This window comes from Actinomyces sp. S6-Spd3, from assembly GCF_000758755.1.
Lineage (GTDB): Bacteria > Actinomycetota > Actinomycetes > Actinomycetales > Actinomycetaceae > Pauljensenia.
In genome coordinates this window covers 1-513 of record NZ_JRMV01000116.1, presented here as the reverse complement: position 1 = coordinate 513, position 513 = coordinate 1, and the positions used below count along the sequence as shown (strand labels likewise).

The window sequence follows — 513 nt, the reverse complement described above, 5'->3', positions numbered from 1 at the left end:
TCGCTGAGCGCGCGCGTGCGAAGGAAATCGCAAACGTGGATGACGCTCGCGAGGTTCGTGACCAGCTTCAGGAAATCAAGTTTGTTGAGATCTTCAAGCTTGCTTCCACCACCGACGCCCTTTACGGCGCTGTCAAGACCGGTGATATTGCTTCCGCTATCAAGGAAGCTTCCGGCATCGACATCGATCGTCGCAAGATCGTCGTGGAGAAGGCTATCAAGTACGTTGGCGACCACAACGTGACCGTCAACCTCCACCCGGAGGTTTCCGCACGAGTCAAGGTTCGTGTAAGCGCCAAGTAGTTTACGCATAAAAGGTGCCGCCCTCATGATTTTGAGGGCGGCACCTTTTATGTCCTACGAAATTGAAGGGCGCCCCTGACGAGGCGCCGTCCAACCTATGGGTTAATGATCCTCACCGGGTTCAGTTGCTGGCTCGGTGGGAGGATTAGTTGCGCCTGTTTCGTTCGGAGCTTGCGTCTGCGCTGGTTCCTGGTTCCTCTCTGTACTCCTA

1 protein-coding gene is annotated in these 513 nt (G+C 55.4%); it reads left to right on the top strand.

What is annotated here, in order from left to right:
• Positions 1-302: 50S ribosomal protein L9 (gene rplI / locus HMPREF1627_RS00710; protein WP_034500301.1), on the top strand; the 302-nt coding region annotated here is incomplete at its 5' end.
• Positions 303-513 lie beyond the last annotated feature (211 nt).